Source organism: Halopseudomonas salina (assembly GCF_008641105.1).
This window is the reverse complement of the sequence record NZ_VTTI01000016.1, coordinates 36,942-56,312: the sequence shown is the minus strand read 5'-3', so window position 1 is coordinate 56,312 and position 19,371 is coordinate 36,942. Positions and strand designations below refer to the sequence as shown.

The window sequence follows — 19,371 nt, the reverse complement described above, 5'->3', positions numbered from 1 at the left end:
CCACCTCGACAAAGTGCCAGCCAGAAACTCCCACAGCCGAGATGGAACTCGGCAATTCCCGGGCGCGCACCCCTGGGGGCGTCGAGTTCCATCTCGACAAAGTGCCAGCCAGAAACACCCACAGCCGAGATTGAACTCGGCAACTCCCGGACGCGCACCCCTGGGAACGTCGAGTTCCACCTCGACAAAGTGCCAGCCAGAAACACCCACAGCCGAGGTGGAACTCGACAACTCCCAGAACATCAGCCGAGATGGAACTCAGCCCTCCCGGAGATGGCCCCCGGGATGGTTACTCGCTTCTGGCTGCAACCAAACGCGTGCCGCGCTGTGGGCAATTGAGGAATTCCGAGGTCGCCAACCAATGCTCGTCCGGATAATAGGAAAACATGAACTGGCCGCCCTTGAGGTTATCCACCACCATCTGTGACACCTCAGGCCGCACTGCGGGGCAGCCCTGGCTGCGCCCGATCCGGCCATAGCGCTCTACCCAGGCCGGATCCACATAATCGGCCGGATGGATCACGATGGCACGCTGCCGCGCCAGGTCATTGATGCCCGCCTCCAGGCCATCCATGCGCAGGGAATAACCGTGGCGCCCAGTATAGCTTTCCGACGTGCGGAACAGGCCAATACTCGACTGATGGCTGCCCTCGATATTCGAGAATGCAGCAGCATAGTTATCGCCCGAACCGGAACCGTGGGCGACCAGATCCTGCAACAGCAGACTCTTGCGTTGCAGATCAAAGATCCACAGTCGTTGCTGCGCAGAAGGTAGTGAAAAATCGATTACAGCCAGGCGAGCGGCTGGATCAGCACCACTGGCCACAGCACATTGCATGGCTGAAACGGCTTTTTTCAGTACAGCGGCATTCAGGTCCGGCGCGACCTTGGCCAACTGGGCGGCAAGTGGCGCGGCAGTAGCGGCTGAGCTGGGCATTGCCTGAGCAGAGCCCGAACCGATAATCAGGCATATAGCTGCCAGGGCGCCAGCACGGCGCAATGTGGTAAGCATCAGTTGTTCCCCCTCGACCCGCTGGGGACGCGAGTCGGCAAAAAATTCAAAAAACAGAACAATTGACCCTGTCCATGGTCTGTTAGTCTGTAGAAATGGACGTTATGAGCAACGTGTGCACATCCACCTTCTCATGACCTGTTTCCCGGTCAGCTATCAGGAGGGTACCTTTTGCTCAAGATTTGTACAGTACTGTTCGTCGCTTCTTTGGGTCCGGCAACCTCGGCTGTAGCGGCAAGCCAGGACGACATAGCCCGATTGTTAAGCCGACATATCAGCATTGAGCAAAGCGGCAACTCCGTCGACAACCCTGCTGCGCACCCCGCCGAACCTGAAGTGCAGCCACCGGCCCGGGCATTGTCTGACACCTGCCCACATCTCGCGCACCTGCGCACCGCGGACATCGCCACCGGACTCGCGCATCTGTATCAGCACAACGATTTTGCTCCCCTGTGGGAGGATCAAAGCCAGCTCGCAATACTGCATCAAGAGCTGGAAAAGCTCGCCGATGACGGTCTGACGGCCGACGACTATCCCTTCCATCGCCAGGTCACCAGCCCACTGGACACCTGTGCGGAATTACGCCTGAGCAGTGAATATCTGCTGGCCCTCGAACACCTTGGCACCGGTCGCCTTGACCAACAGACACACGAACCGATGTGGCGACGGACGAATATCGAAGAGGAAACACCTGCCATTATCCGCTGGACTCGCGATGGTCTGTCCGACGTCACGGCAGCCTTTGATCAGGCCCGTCCCGATCTTGATCTGTACCTAAACCTGCGCAGCGCCTATATCCGGCTGCGTGACGAAAGTCCCGAATACGCCAGAATACCCACCGGCGAACTGATAAGACCCGGCGGACAGGATCCGCGTGTACCCTTGCTGGCAGAACGCCTGAGAGCTGCTGATTACCTGGAGGAGCCTGAACCAGTCGACCCGACGCCACTGGGCGATACCGGGCCGGAAACACAGCAGAACCAGCCAGCAACCGCTGATCAGACGCTAAACACAGCGCTGGAACAGGCGCTGAAGCATTTTCAGAGCGATCACGGTCTCAAGGCAGACGGCGTACTGGGGCCCAACACCCTCACCGCCCTGAACATGACAACCCGCGAGCGCCTGGATATTGCCAGAATCAATCTGGAGCGCCTGCGATGGATCAACGCCCTCCTGCAGGATGACGTATTACTGGTCAATAGCGCGCGCAACGAGCTTCGTCACTACCAGCAGGGCAAGGTTTCATGGCAGACCACGGTCATCACCGGACGACCTGGCCGCGAGACACCGTCCATGGTTTCCCAGGTGAATCGCATCACCTTGAACCCCGACTGGACGGTACCACCGACAATCCGCAAGCAGGACATGATCCCGGAAATCCGCAAGGATCTCGGCTATCTCGAGCGCAAGAACCTGATTGTGATCGACTATCAGGGCAATCGTCTGGACCCGCAAAGCATCGACTGGTACGACCCTCGCGGCCTCATGCTGCGCCAGCCACCAGGCCCGGACAACCCCCTGGGACAGGTCGTATTTCGCTTTGACAACCCCCATGCCATCTATCTGCACGACACACCGAACCGGCACCTGTTCTCCCGCGTGCAGCGCAACCTCAGCTCGGGATGCGTACGTGTGGAAGGCGCCGACGCCCTGGCAGACATGCTTTTCAGGCGCCTTAGCGACAGCAGACGCGCCCAGGTCGGACGCCTGCAAGCGAGTAGCAAGACCCATCAGGTAGGAATCGACAACGGGCCTCAGGTCGTGTTGAGTTATTGGACAGCCGAGGCAGACCAGGACGGACGGCTACTGCTGAGCCCGGATCCCTATGGCAAGGATCTCGCTCTCATAACAGCCCTTGCCAGAGGCTAGCGCAGCCATGACGGCTCAGCTGGCGAGCCAACGTTCAAACTGCTCTTTGGGCACCAGATTGCCGCCGGTACTCCAGAGCAGATGCGTCGCGGTATTCGGATCAACCTGATGACGGTCGCACCAGGCCACCCCAGTGGCAGAACCATTGAGCCAGCCTGGCCCGGCAAAACTGGCGGCAGCCGAGGGTTCGATCTTTTCGCCGAGCATTTCCCAGGCAGCCCTGAGGTAATAGATCAGGGCTGAATCGCCTACGGTAAATACGCCGGCAAGACGATCCTGCATGCAGGTCACCGCGAGCATCGACGCCTGCCCCACTGCCAGACCGTCGGCAAAGGTCTTGTTGTCCAGCCCCAGATCGTAGACCGAGAATTTGTTGCCCACGCCCGATGCCATCTGCAGCAGCACGCTTGGCGAGGCCAACGGCTCGGCAAACCAGCAATGCACCGCATCACCGAACACCTGCTTGAGACCGTAAGTGATACCGCCCGGAGCGCCACCCACGCCGCATGGCAGGTAGACCATAAGGGGTCGCTCTTGGGAGACCTCAACACCAGCCTCCTGCAACTGCTCCGCTAGCCTTTGTGCAGCAGTTGCATAGCCACAAAAAAGCGATACCGACTGCTCATCGTCGACAAAATGGGCCTGGAGATCCCCTTGTGCGCTGGCTCTGCCTGCGGCCACCGCCGTGGCATAATCACCCTCGTGTTCGATAACCTCCACACCCTGATCGCGCAACAGGGTCTTTTTCCATTCGGCCGCGTCACTGGACATATGCACCTGAGCCTGAAAGCCCAGCGCCCGCGACATCAATCCGATGCTGATTGCCAGATTCCCGGTACTGCCAACCACCAGCCGATAGGCCGCGAAGATGTCACGCCACCGGGGCGAAGCCAGCTCGACAAAATCATCGCCGGGCCACCCATGGGCGAGTGCGGTCGCTTCGGCAAACTCCAGCACCTCATGCACACCACCACGGGCCTTCACCGAACCTGCCAGGGGCAGTCGATTATCAGCCTTGAACAGCCAGGTTGACTGACCGCCCAGGGAATCGCGCAGACTGGATGCGTCCAGCAACGGCGAATCGATCAGACCATCTGTACCTGCCAACTCGGGTATAACCCGCGCAAGCAGCGGCCCGGCCCGCAACATCCGGCGTCGGGCATCTTCTACCAGCTCGGGATCGAAGGGATCATCCCGGGTACGCAGGCCCGGGTTGAGCCAGAGCACGGGAAGCCGCGATTGCAGGTTGGTGACTAGGTCCGTTGCCAGCATAGGTTGCCTTGTGTTGATCTGTTACGCATGATGGATGCACGCCCACCTTCTCTCAAGGACACTTCTGATGCCCACAATAGGCTGGATTTTCATAGCCTTGGCCGCGATAACGATCCTAGGCACACTATACAAAGTTTACATAACTGCTTACAAAATGCCCATCAGCGAAGAAAAAATGCGTCTGATCAAGGCCCGAAAGGCGGAGCTTGAAGAGCAGGAAAGACAGGAAAAAGACAACAAATAGCGCTAAAATATCTCGCTCATTTTCCGCCCGTTCAAAGGTAGTCCCAAGCATGGTCAATTCACTGCAAGCCCAACTGCTCAAGTCTGGACTGGTCGACGAGAAAAAACTCAAGCAGGCACAACGTGCCAAGAAGAAATCTGCCAAAACCGAGCCTGAGAAGGTTAACGAAGCAGCGGCGGCCATTGAAAAGGCCCGCATGGAAAAGACCGAACGCGACCGTCAGTTGAATCAGCAGCGAAAAGTTGAGGCAGCGCGCAAGGAAGGCGAGGCACAGGCCCGGCAACTGATAGACCAGAACAAGCTGGACCGCACCGGGGGCGAGACGCCCTACCAGTTTGCCAACAAGAACAAGATCAAGAAGATCTACGTGACAGAAGAACAGTTCGGCAAACTCAGCCGCGGCCAGCTTGGGGTCGTGCGCCTGTCCGGGACATTTGAATTGATACCCGTGGATGTTGCGGCCAAGGTCAGCGAGCGTGCCCCCCAGTGGCCGGTGCACATTGCCAAAGTAGAAAGTCAGGAACCGGCCGAGGATGATCCCTACGCAGCCTTCCAGGTACCCGACGACCTGATGTGGTAGTCACATCAGGTCATTATGAGGAAGATTACTCTTCGTGCTCTTCCTCAACCTGCTCGGGGTTATCCATTTCGCTATCGTCAACCATGGTCTCGTCATCACGCATGCGCTTCTGCTTGACCCGCTCGTCGTCCTCGGCGGTCAGAGGGCAGTCGAGCTTGACCATGAAAGTCCGAGAAACGTCGATCAGACCGATATGCTCGATGGTGCGGCGACCAATCAGTACCGGATAAGTCATGTCACCCCGGTCGCGCAATGAAAACTGCTCCTCGTAGATCTGATCGCCGATGCACATGCTCATCTTGACCACTGGGCGACGATCCTCCCCCCCTGCGCCACGCACCAGTATGCGGCGATACACTGGCCGCTCGAACTTCATCGTCACCCGCTTACCGGTATCGGCATCCTTGACGGGCACGTCGTAACGTACCCAGGACTTGCCCTTGTGCTCGAAAAAATCAATGTTGACTGCGTGCATGGAAGAAGTCAGCGCGCCTGAATCAACCTTGATCTTGACGGTTGTCTGTTCCGGCAGAATCAACCCTTTTTCAATCCAGCCTACTACCACTTTCGAGTTGACCTTGGTAATCCGGGGTTGCTTCTCATCATCGGACAATCCGCCTGCCAGAACCTGGCCAGAAAAAGGCACACAGGCAACCAGTAGCGCAGCAAGACAGGTATGTTTGAAAACTGACAGCATTGGGGATCCTTTGAACGGAACGGAAAGAGCAGCAATTAAGGTAGCGTGCCTGAGCACGCAGAGTGACGACCAATAGACGCGCCGTATTCTAGCCTATCTACATCGGAAACCAAGAGGCACCTTCAAGTGCGCCGACGTGAGGTCTAGTTCGAGCCTGGCAGATCGTAGCGCGAAAGCAGCATCTGCATGGTGCCCTCCTCCTCAAGCCTGGCAAGCAACTGCTCCATATACGCCAACGGCGGCTCGCTAGCCTCACGCTTGATCAATATATGCCGGTAGTACTGGTCCGGCTCGGAAGCAATCAGCAGCTGTGACCGATACTGTTGATTTTGGTCCAGATACCGCTCCAGGTACCCCTGGGGAATAACCGCCAGATCAACCCTGCCCCTGAGCAGCATCTGCAGGCTGCTATCGTGGGAAAATGTAATGATCGCATTATGCTTGCGGCGCAGGTATCCCTTATCAGGGTTATAGCCTGCAAATGCATAGTTATAGCCACTGAACAAGGCAACACGCTTGCCGCTGCGATCGGCAAAATACGCCTGATCGCGTCCCGGCTTGGCTGCGGCGACAAACACCTCACCGCCAACGGCGGGTCCACGCAAACTGACCACGTCCCTGTCTTGCCACCCCCACTGCGGGCTTTCAAAGAACATCAAGTCAAAGCGCTCATTATCAAAGTCATGGTATCGCCGAGTGGCCGAGGTTGGCAGAAAAGCAAAACGATAGTCCTGCTGCACCATATTGAGTTGCGCAATCAGATCGATAGTCACGCCCGACCACTCACCCTCGATGCTCTGTTCGGCGAACGGTGGAAAAATGTACCCGCCCACCCGGACTTCCCGCGGCTCGGCCTGAACCGGGGATGCACCTAGAACGCCCACCCCGCTAACTGCGAGCGTTCCCACCATGATCCAGCACAGACGGAGAGCCTTGAGTAATGCCCGCATATTCATTATTTCGTTTGATGGCCAATGGCCCTTAACAATAGTTTACCTTGTATTAGACAGGTTTACCCTTGCGTGGTTACCATTTTTAGTGTCTGTTCGGCCAATTCGTCCAGGGTCATTGCGCCCTGGGGGTTGTACCAGGTTATGGTCCAGGACAGGGCGCCGGTCAGCAGTCGGCGCAGAATGGGCGGCTGCACCCGTATAACCCCTGCAGCAAATGCGTCATCAAGAACCTCCAGCCAAAGCGATTCGTAAACCTGCCGCAGTCCCAGAATCAATTGCTGGCCATCCTTCGACAGCGATCGCCACTCGTACACCAGCACCGACATGGCTTCCCCACTGACCCCATTGACCGCCTGCAGCTCACACCTGATCAAGGCCTTCAAACGCTGCCGCGGATCCTCCAGCCCCATCAAGGCCCCACGCATCAGCGCTAGATTGTAGTGGATGGTTTCCTCCATCACGGCACGCAGGATGTCGTCCTTACTCCTGAAGTGATGAAAAAGGCTGCCAGATTGTATGCCTACCCTGGCGGCAAGATCCCTGACGGTGGTGCGATCAAAACCGCGTGTGCTGAACAGGTGGGCGGCAGCCTGCAACAGCTTTCCGCGGGGCGTTGCCGGGTCGGAAATAAGCCCCCCATTGATCAACTCACGAATGTCCGCGCCGGATAATGCTGAGTGAGACGGCATACTGAACCTTATTGGTCGGAAATATTGCTCAGAAATAACAGGGCATTTACGCCAAACGTCAGTGCCGCAAACGGCGCCCGTTGTCGAGCCCTTCTCAAACCAAGCGCTTGCTTGGTAAGGTGGCCTGATCGTACACGGAGAGGCATATGAATAAAACCATCCGTATCGGCTGCGCCAGCGCCTTCTGGGGTGACACCAGCAGCGCAGCCGCGCAACTGGTCAACCTGGCAAGCCCGGAAAGCCGGCTTGATTATCTGGTATTCGACTATCTGGCCGAAATCACCATGTCGATCATGGCTGGCGCGCAGATGAAAAACCCCGATGCCGGTTTCGCGACTGACTTCGTCGAGGTACTTGAGCCGCTGCTGCCAACGCTCGCCCATCAGGGCATCAAGGTCATCAGCAATGCCGGCGGTATCAACCCGCAAGCCTGCGCAACCGCACTTGAGGCCGCCTGTCAGCGGGCCGGGGTCAATCTGCAAATCGCCGTTCTGCAAGGCGACGATCTGCGCCCACAGCTCAGGAAGCTGGGCAAAGAAGGCGTTCAGGACATGTTCAGCGGAGCGCCACTGCCCCCGCTCTGTGTATCCGCCAACGCCTATCTCGGGGCGCCGGGAATAGTGGCAGCGCTGGCCGGTGGCGCAGATATCGTGATAACCGGACGTATTGTTGACAGTGCACTGGTCAGCGCACCCCTGGTGCACGAATTCGGCTGGGCCTGGGATGACTATGACCTTCTCGCCCAGGCAGCTCTGGCAGGGCACCTCATCGAGTGCGGAGCCCAGTGTACCGGCGGCAACTTTACCGACTGGGAGAGCGTACCCGATTATGCACACATCGGTTTTCCCATCGCCGAGATCGACATCGCCGGCAGTATTGTCATTACCAAACACGAGGGTACCGGGGGCCTTATAACGCCTTTGAGCGTAGGCGAGCAGATGCTGTACGAAATCGGTAATCCCTGTGAATACCTGCTACCGGATGTCGTATGTGATTTCTCCGCGGTCACCCTGCACCAGCAATCACCTGACCAGGTCAGTGTCCGCGGCGCCCGGGGCAGCGCCCCCACCAGTCAGTACAAGGTCAGCGCCACCTGGCCTGACGGCTTCAAATGCACAGCCAGTTGCCTGATGGCCGGCATTGATGCGGTTGCCAAGGCCCAACGGGTCAGCCAGGCGATTGTGTCCAGAACCCGTGAGATGTTCGCCCAGCGGGGCTGGGAAGACTATCGCGATACCAGCGTGGAGCTCCTCGGCAGCGAGGCAACTTACGGGCCCCATGGCCAGCGCGCCGACACACGCGAAGTCGTCATCAAGATCGCCGTCTGTCATCCCCGCAAGGAAGCACTGGTGTTGTTCTCCCGCGAAATAGCCCAGGCTGCCACCGGCATGGCGCCGGGGCTTACCGGCATTGTGGGCGGACGCCCTACGGTATATCCGATGATCCGGCTGTTCTCATTTCTGGTCGAAAAAACCGTTTGCGAGCTTGCGGTGAACATCGATGGCCGCAATGTGCCGGTAACTCTGCCTGATCCCGGTCCGCTTTCGCGACGGGGCCGTCGCTCCCACCCGGAGGCCAACGCCCCGCATTCGACCAAGCACACCTCAACAGAGCCGCCCGCGCCCACGCCCTCCGGCAATACAGACACTGAGGTTCCGCTGATCCGTCTGGCCGTGGCACGTTCGGGCGACAAGGGCAACCACAGCAATATCGGCGTCATGGCCCGCGATCCTGAATTTCTGCCCTGGATCGCCGCCAGCCTGAGCGAAGCAGCGGTAGCCCAGTGGATGTCCCACGTGCTGGACGCCGACCGGGGCAGAGTCACCCGCTGGTATCTGCCGGGCAGCCACAGCCTCAACTTTCTGCTGGAGAACAGCCTGGGCGGCGGCGGTGTGGCCAGTCTGCGTATCGACCCCCAGGGCAAGGCCTTTGCCCAGCAGGTGCTGCAGATGCCGGTCGCGGTTCCCGCCTCTATTCTCGCCAAACTGGATACTCATCAATGACCTATCACAGCATTTTCAGATCCGACCTGTTCAGCGGCCAGACCATTATCGTCACCGGTGGCGGCAGCGGCATCGGACGCTGCACCGCCCATGAGCTCGCAGCCCTGGGCGCCCGAGTGGTGCTGGTTGGGCGCAACCCGGAAAAGTTGCAGGCAACCGCAGATGAGATAAGCGCCGACGGCGGACAAGTCATCTGGCGCACCTGTGATATCCGCGACGAGGACAAGGTACGGGCAATGGTTGCCGAGGTGATAGCTGAGTGCGGACCGATTCACGGCCTGGTCAACAACGCTGGCGGCCAGTATCCCTCGCCCCTGGCAGGGATCAACCAGAAGGGCTTTGAAACCGTGGTACGCACCAACCTGGTCGGCGGCTTTCTGGTGGCCCGCGAAGTGTTCAACCAGAGCATGAACCGCACCGGTGGGCGCATCGTCAATATGCTGGCCGACATGTGGGGCGGCATGCCCGGCATGGGGCACTCGGGCGCCGCCCGTGCCGGCATGGACAACTTCACCAAGACCGCCGCCTTTGAATGGGCCCACGCCGGGGTCACGGTCAACGCCGTCGCCCCCGGCTGGATTGCCTCCAGCGGCATGGATACCTATGACGGGGCAATGCAAGCCATTATTCCCCGCCTCAAGGACAGCGTGCCGCTCAAACGCCTGGGCAGCGAGGCGGAAGTGTCGGCGGCAATTGTGTTTCTGCTCTCCCCCGCGGCTGCGTTCATCAACGGCGCGAGTTTGCGCATTGATGGTGGCGCGAGTCTGGGCAGTGGTGCCTGGCCGTTGCCGCCGGCGAAAAACAACGCCGCCTTCGAGGGGTTTCACCGCGCGGTGACGCCCGAGATTCTCAAGGCGAAGGACTGACCATGGCTGCCATCGAATCCCTGCTCAACCCCAGTGATGACGACTTCGCAGCCAACCGCGAGGCAATGCTGAGAGCAATCGAAAGCTTCCGGTCGGTCGAGCGCGGCGTCCTCGCCAAGGCAGCCGAAGCCAAGGCCAGATTCGAAAAGCGTGGCCAGCTCCTGCCCCGCGAACGACTCGGTCTGCTGCTGGATGCTGGAGCCCCGTTCCTGGAGCTGTGCCCGCTGGCCGGCTACAAGCTGCATGACGACAAGGACGGCACCCAGGCCGGTGGCGGCCTGATCGCCGGCATCGGCTATGTCAGCAGCGTGCGCTGCCTGGTCATCGCCAACAACAGCGCGATCAAGGGCGGTACCATTTCGCCCAGCGGCCTGAAAAAATCCCTGCGTCTGCAGCAGATTGCCGCCGAGAACAAGCTGCCGGTCATCACCCTGGCGGAAAGTGGCGGCGCCAACCTTGCCTACGCTGCCGACATATTCATCGAAGGGGCGCGCACCTTTGCCAACCAGGCCCGGCTCTCGGCCGCGGGTATTCCGCAGATTACCGTGGTGCATGGCTCCAGTACCGCAGGGGGCGCCTATCAGCCCGGCCTGTCGGATTATGTTGTGGTAGTGCGCGGCAAGGCCAAGATGTTCCTCGCCGGCCCGCCCCTGCTCAAGGCCGCTACTGGCGAAATTGCCACCGAGGAAGAACTGGGCGGCGCCGAAATGCATGCGCAAACGGCCGGCACCGCCGAATACCTTGCCGAGGATGATGCCGATGCCGTACGACAGGCCCGCGACATCGTCGCCAGCCTGCCCTGGAATGACCGCTTACCGGTAACAACCGCACCTGAATGGGACGACCCGCTCTACCCCATCGAAGAGCTGCTTGGTATTGTCCCGGCTGATCCGAAAACACCCTACGACGTGCATGAAATCATCGCCCGCATCGCCGACGGCTCGCGCTTTCTGGACTTCAAGCAGGCATACGATCAACAGACCGTCTGCGGCCACCTGAGCATTCACGGCCGGCGCTGCGGCCTGATCGGCAACAACGGCCCGATCACCCCCCAGGGCGCCGCCAAGGCTGCGCAGTTCATCCAGCTATGCGATCAGAGCAACACACCCCTGCTGTTTCTGCACAACACCACCGGATTCATGGTCGGCACCGAGGCCGAGCAGCAAGGCGTGATCAAGCATGGCTCCAAGATGATCCAGGCGGTAGCCAATGCCCGTGTGCCCAAGCTCACCCTGGTAGTCGGCGGCTCCTACGGTGCCGGCAACTACGCGATGTGCGGCCGCGGCCTGGACCCGCGTTTCATCTTCGCCTGGCCCAATAGCCGTACCGCCGTGATGGGCGGGGCCCAGGCTGGCAAGGTGCTGCGCATTGTCACCGAAGCCAAGCACGCCCGGGAAGGCAAGACCGCCGACCCGCAAATGCTCGACATGCTCGAGCAGGCCACAACACAAAAACTCGACAGTCAGTCCACGGCCCTCTACGGCACAGCCAGCCTGTGGGATGACGGCCTGATCGATCCCCGCGATACCCGCCGCCTGCTCGGCCTGTTGCTGGACATCTGCCTTGATGCCGAGCTGCGGCCACTGAACCCCAATACCTTTGGCGTAGCCCGCCTGTAAACGGAGAAACAGACATGTTGCTGACCCAGGAACACGAAGCGCTGCGCCGCACCGTCCGCCAATTCATCGACAAGGAAATCAATCCCAATGTGGATGAGTGGGAGGAAGCCGGGCATTTTCCGATTCACGACATCTTCCGCAAGGCCGGTGACCTGGGCCTGCTGGGCATATCCAAACCCGAAGCCTATGGCGGCATGGGTCTGGACTACAGCTTCTCGGTGGTCGCCGCAGAGGAGTTCGGCACCATCAACTGCGGGGGCATACCCATGGCCATCGGCGTACAGACCGACATGTGCACCCCTGCCCTGGCGCGCTTTGGCTCGGATTCACTACGTGAAGAGTTTCTGCGTCCGGCCATTTCCGGCGAAATGGTCGGCTGCATCGGCGTTTCTGAAGTCGGCGGCGGCTCGGATGTAGCCAGCATCAAGACCAACGCGCGCAAGGACGGCGATGACTACGTGATCAACGGCAGCAAGATGTGGATCACCAACTCGCCTTCGGCGGACTTTATCTGCCTGCTGGCCAATACCTCCGAGGGCAAGCCGCACAGCAACAAGTCGCTGATCATGGTGCCAATGAACACGCCCGGCATCACCCTGAGTACCCATCTGGACAAACTCGGCATGCGCAGCTCGGAAACCGCCCAGGTGTTCTTCGATGACGTGCGCGTACCCCAGCGCAACCTGCTTGGCCAGGAAGGTGCCGGTTTCATGATGCAGATGGTGCAATTCCAGGAGGAACGCCTGTTCGGCGCGGCCAACATTCTCAAGGGGCTGGAGTCCTGCGTGAACAACACCATCGAGTACTGCCGCGAGCGCCAGACCTTCGGCCAGCCACTGATCAACAATCAGGTCATCCACTTCCGCCTGGCCGAACTGCAGACCGAGATCGAGTGTCTTCGCGCATTGGTTTACAACGCCACCGAGCAGTATGTCGCGGGCAAGGATGTGACCAAACTGGCCTCGATGGCCAAGCTCAAGGCCGGCCGCCTGGGCCGCGAAGTGACCGATGCCTGTCTGCAATACTGGGGTGGCATGGGCTATATGTGGGACAACCCCGTCGCCCGCGCCTACCGGGACGTGCGCCTGGTGTCTATCGGCGGCGGCGCCGACGAAATCATGCTCGGTATTATCTGCAAGCTCATGGGCACCCTGCCCGGCAAAAGCAAGGGCTGACCCATGAAACTGCCAGACGCCACCACCCTGCTGCTCGAGCGTAACGATGACGTACTGCACATCACGCTGAACCGGCCCGAAAGCCGTAATGCCATGAATCTGATCATGCTCGAGGAGCTGCGCGCCCTCCTCGCTGCAGCAGGCAAGGATCGGAGCCTGCGCGCGATAGTACTGCGTGGCGCCGGCGGGCATTTCTGCGCCGGGGGCGACATCAAGGACATGGCCACTGCCCGCCGGGACGACCAGGCCGGCCAGGCACGTATCAATCGCAGCTTCGGCCGTTTGCTTGAAGAAGCCGCAGCCCAGCCGCAGGTGCTGATCAGCGTGCTGGAAGGTGCGGTACTCGGCGGCGGCCTGGGGCTGGCCTCGGTCTCGGATATCGGCATCTGCCTGGCCAACTGCCGCTTTGGCCTGCCGGAAACCAGTCTCGGGGTCATACCCGCCCAGATAGCCCCCTTCGTGGTCCGCCGTATCGGACTGACTCATACCCGCCGGCTGGCCCTGACTGCAGCGCGTTTTGACGGAATCGAAGCCCTGCACCTCGGGCTGGTGCACTTCAGCGAACCGGACGTCCCGGCGTTGGAGCAGAGGCTGGCCTCCAGCATCGGGCAGGTTCTGCGCTGTGCGCCGCAAGCCAACAGGCGCACCAAGGCACTGCTTCTGGCCAGCAGTGAGCAGCCCCTCGAAGACGTCCTGGATCAGGCCGCCGACCTGTTTGCCGAAGCGGTAACCGGCAAGGAAGCAGCGGAAGGCACGCTGGCGTTTGTACAGAAACGCAAACCGGGCTGGGCTCCATAACCAGCTGCCCCCTAAAAGGACCTACACCCATGCCACGCATTACAACCTTGCTGATCGCCAACCGAGGTGAAATTGCCTGCCGCATCATGCGCACAGCCAGCGCCCTGGGTTACCGCACCGTGGCGGTCTATTCTCAGGCCGACGCCGACAGCCGCCATGTGCAGATCGCCGACCAGGCCGTCTGCATAGGGCCGGCACCGGCGGCGCAGTCGTACCTGAACATACCGGCAATCATTGAAGCGGCGCAGCGCAGCGGCGCTGAAGCTATTCACCCAGGCTACGGATTCCTGTCAGAGAACGCCGATTTCGCCCAGGCCTGCATGGATGCCGGGCTGATCTTTATCGGCCCGTCCCCCGAGGCCATCCGCCTGATGGGCAGCAAACGCCAATCCAAGCTGGCCATGCTCGAAGCTGGCGTACCCTGCATTCCCGGTTATCAGGGCAGTGCCCAGGATGATGCAACCCTGACGCGGGAAGCTGCGGCAATCGGCTTTCCCCTGATGATCAAGGCCAGTGCCGGCGGGGGTGGGCGCGGCATGCGCCTGGTGCAGGACCCGGCGCAACTGTCTGGCCAGCTACGCAGCGCGCGGGCAGAAGCCCAAAGCGCTTTCGGCAGCGCCGAGCTGATACTGGAACGGGCGTTAATCCGCCCAAGGCACGTGGAAATCCAGATCTTCGGTGACAACCACGGCAACCTCGTGCACCTGGGCGAGCGGGACTGCTCGGTGCAGCGCCGCCATCAGAAGGTTATCGAGGAAGCACCCTGCCCGGTCGTGACGCCCGAACTGCGCGCCGCAATGGGCGCAGAAGCGGTCAAGGCCGCCGCCAGTGTCAACTACAGTGGCGCAGGCACCGTGGAGTTCATGCTGGATGCCGACGGCAACTACTACTTTCTGGAAATGAACACGCGCCTGCAGGTCGAGCACCCAGTCACTGAACTGGTCACCGGGCTGGATCTGGTAGCCTGGCAACTCGAGGTCGCCTCAGGCCTGCCGCTCCCTCTGCGCCAGGAGCAGATAGCACTGCAGGGCCACGCCATCGAGGTACGCCTGTACGCCGAAGACAGCCGCCGGGATTTCGTGCCCCAGACCGGACGCGTCGACCTCTGGCAGCCAGCGAATATCGAAGGAGTACGCATCGACCACGGTCTGCGCGAGGGTCAGGCAATAACCGCTTTTTACGACCCCATGCTGGCCAAGATCATTGCCCATGGCACTACCCGCGAACAAGCGCGCACTCGCCTGATCAACGCACTGGAACACTCGGTGCTGCTGGGCGTGAATGCCAATCAGCGGTTTCTGATCAATCTGCTGGCCCACCCGCAATTTGCGGCGGGTCACACCAGCACCGCTTTCATAACCGAGCAATTTCACAGCGATCCCAGCCTGACGCCCCAGCCCGTGGCCGCCGAGGATCTGGCGATGGCGGCAGCGCTTCTTTATCAGGCCTCTGCCAGGCGCTGCAAGCTGCCGCCCGCATTACAGGGCTGGAGTAACACCGCACCCATCCCCAGCCGTTTCCTGCTGCTCAATGACGGCGAGGTACATGCCGTTCAGATATCCACCTGCTCAGGCGAGGTTGCCGGCAGCCTGAATATCAGCGTCTCAGGCCGCTGCCTGCATCTGCGGATAATCGAGCAGACAGGTTCGGTCATGGTGTGCGAATTGGATGGCATTCGTTATCGCCGCCCCTGCCTGATCAACGGTAAGCGGATAGCCCTTTACTGTGAGCAGGGCAATCTGCAGTTAGAGGATGTATCCCACCGGCCACCGGCAGCTGCTGCCGACGTCACATCAAACCGGCTGCTGGCACCCATGGATGGGGCCGTTACCGAAGTCATGGCAAAGGTGGGCGAACAGGTCAGCAAGGGCCAGGCTTTGCTGCGCATGGAAGCAATGAAAATGGAGCACACACTCAAGGCCCAGATAAACGGCACCATAAGCCAGCTACTCGCCAGCGAAGGCCAGCAGGTTAAAGCGCGGCAACTGTTGGTCGAGTTCAACTGAGCGGCCACAAACCACCACTGGGGTTTTGCCAATACATGTTGATATGAACGGGTTATTTACCTGTAGCGCTATTGTATCTGACGGCGAATAACGTCAAATTGACATCATGACTGCCAACAAAATAACACTCAGGTTTTCTGGGCGTTGGTCGATAAAATAAAAAGATGTGTCTGGCCACCAGATGCCATTGTGCGCCTGGCTGGTAACGGTCCCGGGGGAGAGGTTGTAGATGAACGTATTGCGCAAAATAAAAATCAGCCAGCGTATCTGGTTAATCCTGATAGTCGCACTGGTCAGCATGACGGTACTCGCTGTGGCCGCTCTGGCCACTCTGCGGTCGGAGTACAAACAGGCCGAAGTTACCAAGGCAACCCACCTGGTCGAGTCTGCCCATACCCTGATGGGCTACTACCACTCCCGCGAAGTCTCCGGCGAACTTACCGGCGAGCAGGCCCGTACCGCTGCACTCGAAGCACTGCGTACCATGCGCTACGGCGGCGGCACCGAGTACTTCTGGGTCAACGACATGGACAACGTCATGGTCATGCACCCCATGGCGCCCCAGACCGAGGGTGTAGACCTGACCACCATTACCAATAGCGACGGCCGCCCCAACGTCATTACCGAAATGGTCAAACTGGCGCGCGACCAGGGTACCGCCTTTATCGAATATAGCTGGTCACGCCCTGGACAGAACCCGGGTGAAGGTGAAGCGCACCAGAAAATCGCCGCCTTCACGCACTTCGAGCCCTGGGATTACATGATCGGCACAGGCATCTTTATTGCCGACATGGAAGCCAAGTTCATCGCCGAGGCCGTCAAGGTAATGATCTTCGTGACCCTCCTCACCCTGCTCATGGTCCTCATTCTGTATATCATCGGCCGCAGCATTTCCCGACCTTTGAACAGTGTGGTTGAAGCCATGCGCGATATCGCCAGCGGCGAAGCCGACCTGACGCGCAAGCTGGACGACAACGCCCAGGACGAGCTGTCTCTGATCGCCAGCCACTTCAACAACTTCACCGCAAACCTGCGCGGCATAGTTCACCAGCTGGGTGACAGCGCCAACCAGTTGACCAGCGCTGGCCAACAGCTGAGCCAGATAAGCAACAACAGCCTGCGCGGCATGACTCAACAATCCGAGAAAATGGAATTGATGGCCACAGCGGTCAATGAGATTACCTACGGCGTGCAGGACGTGGCGCAAAACGCCAACGCGGCAGCCCAGGAAGTCGAAAACGCCAACGAGGGCGCCAACAATGGCCGTGTTCAGGTCACCAGGACCATCGAGCAGATCACCCACCTGTCAGACAGCGTAAAGACCGCCGTCACGCACATGGAAAGCCTCTCCAGCGATGCCCATGAAATCACCTCGGTACTCGATGTGATACGCAATATCGCCGAGCAGACCAATCTGCTGGCCCTGAACGCCGCAATCGAGGCAGCCCGCGCCGGGGAAATGGGCCGCGGTTTTGCCGTGGTAGCCGACGAGGTGCGTAATCTGGCGCAACGCACCCAGAAGTCCACCGAAGAAATTCACAATATGATCAACAAGCTGCAGACCAACACTCAGACCGTGGTGGAGGTGATCAACGAGAGTGACCGCTACTCGGAGCTCAGCGTGCAGCAGGCCACAGCCGCAGGCGCAGCCCTTGACCAGATCACCGAGTCGATGCAGCAAATGGTAGCCCTGAACGCCTCCATCGCCAGCGCCACCACTCAGCAATCCACAGTCGTGGAAGACGTCAACCGCAGCGTCACCGAAGCCGCGGAACTGGCCCGCGAAACCACCGACGGCGCCCAACAAACCGCCCAAGCCAGCGAACACCTCACTCAACTTGGCAAACAGATCGACGGACTGGTAGCGCGCTTTAGGGTATAAGGGCAGCGGCAAGCCTCAAGCTGCAAGCTACAAGCTGAAAAGGGCAGCCTCAAGCTACAAGCTACAAGCGGCAAGCTGTCCATGCGTACTGTACGGACTGCGTCTTTCTGAGACGCAGTCGTCAGTACAGAGACTCCATTCCAAGTAGGGTTTAGCTTGTAGCTTGTAGCTTGTAGCTTGCGGCTTGCAGCTACGTGTCTACAAAACCATCACCCCCAACCACCCAAAGGCGATCAGCGGCAGGTTGTAGTGGAGGAAGGTCGGGACCACCGTATCCCAGATATGGTTGTGTTGGCCGTCCACGTTGAGGCCTGCGGTGGGACCCAGGGTGGAATCCGAGGCTGGTGAGCCGGCATCGCCCAATGCGGCAGCGGTGCCTACCAGCGCAACGATTGCCAGCGGGCTGAAACCCAGTTGCAGTGCCAGGGGTACGTAGATGGCAGCAATGATCGGAATAGTCGAGAACGACGAGCCAATACCCATGGTGATCAGCAGCCCAACCAGCAACATCAATAACGCAGCCAGGGCACGGTTGTCACCGATCATTCCCGCCGAACTGTCGACCAGGGTCTGAATCGAGCCTGTTGCGCGCATCACTTCGGCAAAGCCGGCGGCGGCGATCATGATAAAGCCGATCATCGCCATCATCTTCATGCCTTCGGTGAATACGTCGTCCGCTTCCCGCCAGCGCACCACACCCGAAAGCGAGAAAATCACGAAACCGGTCAGCGCACCAATGATCATCGAGTCCAGCCACAGCTGCACCACGAAGGCCGCGACTACAGCGGCCAGGGCGACCAGCAGCGACCGCCCGTTATACCCCTTCTCCAGACGCTCAACTGCTGCGACCTCCTCCACGTCGTAATCGCGCGGGGCACGGTAACTGACGAAGATCGCAAACAGCAGGCCCAACAGCATACCCAGGGCCGGCAGAGCCATGGCCTTCATGACATTGACGCCCTCGACGTCGCCACCACTTTCAGCCACATTGGCCAGCAGAATGTCATTGAGGAAAATGCCGCCAAAACCGACCGGTAAAAACATGTAGGGCGTGATCAGACCGAAGGTCAGTACGCAGGCCACCAGACGGCGATCCAACCGCAGCTTCGCCATCACATACAGTAGTGGCGGCACCAGTAGCGGAATAAAGGCGATGTGTATGGGCAGTATGTTTTGTGACGAGATGGCCACGGCCAACAACACCAGCAACAACATCATTGTCAGCATCCCCGTGCCACCCTCACGCCGGCTGTTGACCAGCCCCAGCGCCCGATCCGCAAGCGCATGGGCCAGACCCGACTTGGCGATCGCCACGGCGAAGGCACCCAGCAAGGCATAGCTCAGGGCAACATTCGCGCCCTTGCCCAGCCCACCCTGAAATGCATCCAGAGTCGCCTCCAGACCCAAACCACCAAGCAGACCACCCACCACAGCCCCGATAATCAGCGCCACCACCACGTGTACACGGCACAAGCTCAGGATCAGCATCACCGCCACAGCGGCCACTACTGCATTCATTGTCAAACTCCCCAGTCGAACCAAAAGGTGTCAAACAAGCCAGACCGGCCTGCCAAAGGCCGCGTACTCTGCCGCATAGCGCCGCAGGCCGCAAGCCAGAACTGCAGCTACAAGCTTCAAGCCGCAAGCTGCAAGCTGGACGTGCGCACTGCAGCGCCACCGTTATTCCCAGACGTAGTTCCAGGTAC

General features: G+C 59.8%; 16 protein-coding genes. 10 read left to right on the top strand and 6 right to left on the bottom strand.

Going from position 1 to position 19,371, the window contains the following annotated elements:
* Positions 1-289: 289 nt before the first annotated feature.
* The gene (locus FZF01_RS18405) at positions 290-1,012 is read right to left on the bottom strand and encodes a murein L,D-transpeptidase catalytic domain family protein (protein WP_150279408.1); all 723 of its coding nucleotides are present in this window, start codon (positions 1,010-1,012) and stop codon (positions 290-292) included.
* A 171-nt stretch (positions 1,013-1,183) separates the two neighbouring features.
* Between FZF01_RS18405 and FZF01_RS18400 the strand changes: the two genes are divergently transcribed.
* Positions 1,184-2,881: a L,D-transpeptidase family protein gene (locus FZF01_RS18400; RefSeq protein WP_150279407.1), complete on the top strand. Its 1,698-nt coding sequence runs from the start codon at positions 1,184-1,186 to the stop codon at positions 2,879-2,881.
* Positions 2,882-2,896: 15 nt separating this feature from the next.
* On the opposite strand, the gene FZF01_RS18395 is transcribed toward FZF01_RS18400, so the two are convergent.
* Positions 2,897-4,153, bottom strand: a complete 1,257-nt coding sequence (locus FZF01_RS18395; RefSeq protein WP_150279406.1) for a D-serine ammonia-lyase — start codon at positions 4,151-4,153, stop codon at positions 2,897-2,899.
* 34 nt (positions 4,154-4,187) lie between these two features.
* Between FZF01_RS18395 and FZF01_RS18390 the strand changes: the two genes are divergently transcribed.
* Positions 4,188-4,397 (top strand): DUF2897 family protein, encoded by a 210-nt coding sequence (locus FZF01_RS18390; RefSeq protein ID WP_317846497.1) that lies wholly within the window; start codon positions 4,188-4,190, stop codon positions 4,395-4,397.
* A 49-nt stretch (positions 4,398-4,446) separates the two neighbouring features.
* Complete coding sequence (locus FZF01_RS18385) at positions 4,447-4,977, top strand: DUF2058 domain-containing protein (RefSeq protein WP_150279404.1); 531 nt, start codon at positions 4,447-4,449, stop codon at positions 4,975-4,977.
* A 25-nt stretch (positions 4,978-5,002) separates the two neighbouring features.
* Here the strand turns inward: FZF01_RS18385 and rloA3 are convergent, their stop codons facing one another.
* The 3 genes from rloA3 to FZF01_RS18370 all read right to left on the bottom strand — a co-directional run bounded on the left by rloA3 (position 5,003) and on the right by FZF01_RS18370 (position 7,316).
* Positions 5,003-5,674 (bottom strand): retropepsin-like aspartic peptidase RloA3, encoded by a 672-nt coding sequence (gene rloA3, locus FZF01_RS18380; RefSeq protein WP_150279403.1) that lies wholly within the window; start codon positions 5,672-5,674, stop codon positions 5,003-5,005.
* A gap of 143 nt (positions 5,675-5,817) precedes the next feature.
* Positions 5,818-6,624 (bottom strand): substrate-binding periplasmic protein, encoded by an 807-nt coding sequence (locus FZF01_RS18375; protein WP_188434360.1) that lies wholly within the window; start codon positions 6,622-6,624, stop codon positions 5,818-5,820.
* A 62-nt stretch (positions 6,625-6,686) separates the two neighbouring features.
* Complete coding sequence (locus FZF01_RS18370; RefSeq protein WP_150279401.1) at positions 6,687-7,316, bottom strand: TetR/AcrR family transcriptional regulator; 630 nt, start codon at positions 7,314-7,316, stop codon at positions 6,687-6,689.
* Between the two features lie 146 nt (positions 7,317-7,462).
* Between FZF01_RS18370 and FZF01_RS18365 the strand changes: the two genes are divergently transcribed.
* The 7 genes from FZF01_RS18365 (at position 7,463) to FZF01_RS18335 (ending at position 17,665) form a co-directional block, all read left to right on the top strand.
* A complete protein-coding gene (locus tag FZF01_RS18365) occupies positions 7,463-9,319 on the top strand; it encodes an acyclic terpene utilization AtuA family protein (protein WP_150279400.1) in 1,857 nt (618 codons plus the stop codon).
* Positions 9,316-10,185, top strand: a complete 870-nt coding sequence (locus FZF01_RS18360) for an SDR family oxidoreductase (protein WP_150279399.1) — start codon at positions 9,316-9,318, stop codon at positions 10,183-10,185. Before FZF01_RS18365 ends, FZF01_RS18360 begins: the two co-directional genes overlap by 4 nt.
* 2 nt (positions 10,186-10,187) lie before the next feature.
* Positions 10,188-11,804, top strand: coding sequence for a geranyl-CoA carboxylase subunit beta (gene atuC, locus FZF01_RS18355; protein WP_150279398.1), 1,617 nt, complete (start codon positions 10,188-10,190; stop codon positions 11,802-11,804).
* 14 nt (positions 11,805-11,818) lie between these two features.
* Positions 11,819-12,979 (top strand): citronellyl-CoA dehydrogenase, encoded by a 1,161-nt coding sequence (atuD, locus tag FZF01_RS18350; RefSeq protein ID WP_150279397.1) that lies wholly within the window; start codon positions 11,819-11,821, stop codon positions 12,977-12,979.
* Between the two features lie 3 nt (positions 12,980-12,982).
* Positions 12,983-13,777: an enoyl-CoA hydratase/isomerase family protein gene (locus FZF01_RS18345; protein ID WP_150279396.1), complete on the top strand. Its 795-nt coding sequence runs from the start codon at positions 12,983-12,985 to the stop codon at positions 13,775-13,777.
* A gap of 29 nt (positions 13,778-13,806) precedes the next feature.
* Positions 13,807-15,783, top strand: a complete 1,977-nt coding sequence (locus tag FZF01_RS18340) for an acetyl/propionyl/methylcrotonyl-CoA carboxylase subunit alpha (RefSeq protein WP_150279395.1) — start codon at positions 13,807-13,809, stop codon at positions 15,781-15,783.
* Between the two features lie 229 nt (positions 15,784-16,012).
* Positions 16,013-17,665, top strand: coding sequence for a methyl-accepting chemotaxis protein (locus FZF01_RS18335; protein ID WP_150279394.1), 1,653 nt, complete (start codon positions 16,013-16,015; stop codon positions 17,663-17,665).
* Positions 17,666-17,863: 198 nt separating this feature from the next.
* Here FZF01_RS18335 and FZF01_RS18330 read toward each other — a convergent pair whose 3' ends face one another.
* Positions 17,864-19,183, bottom strand: coding sequence for a Na+/H+ antiporter family protein (locus tag FZF01_RS18330; RefSeq protein WP_150279393.1), 1,320 nt, complete (start codon positions 19,181-19,183; stop codon positions 17,864-17,866).
* Positions 19,184-19,371: the final 188 nt, after the last annotated feature.